A 391-nucleotide genomic window follows, 5' to 3' on the forward strand; every position below is an offset into this window, starting at 1 on the left:
CGGTCAGTCCGCTCTCGACGTGATTGACGACGCGGCCGACGGGCAGGGGCCCGATGTGGTCTTTCTCGATATCCGCATGCCGGGGTTGTCGGGCATTGATGTGGCGCGCGAGCTATCGCAGCGGGATGTGCGTCCGCTGGTGGTGTTCGTCACCGCGTATGACCAGTTCGCGCTCGATGCCTTCGAGCAGGCCGCGGTCGACTACGTGCTCAAGCCCGTGCAGACCGAGCGCCTAGCCGAGACCGTCAGGCGGCTGAAGGACCGGCTCGGCACGCGCCCGAACGGCAACGCCGACGCCCTTGCCATGAACCCCGCGCAGACGCTGGCAGAACTCGTCGAGCGCCTTGCCGGCCTGCAGGGCGCTGCCCAAACCCGAGCCACGCCGCAGGGC

General features: G+C 68.8%; 1 protein-coding gene. It reads left to right on the forward strand.

Translation table 11 applies throughout. The features are described 5' to 3' along the window. Window positions 1-391, forward strand: a 391-nt coding sequence (locus JWJ90_RS23010; protein WP_205229534.1) for a response regulator, incomplete at both ends; no start/stop codon positions are given.

The sequence above is a fragment of the Desulfobulbus rhabdoformis genome (assembly GCF_016919065.1).
GTDB lineage: Bacteria > Desulfobacterota > Desulfobulbia > Desulfobulbales > Desulfobulbaceae > Desulfobulbus > Desulfobulbus rhabdoformis.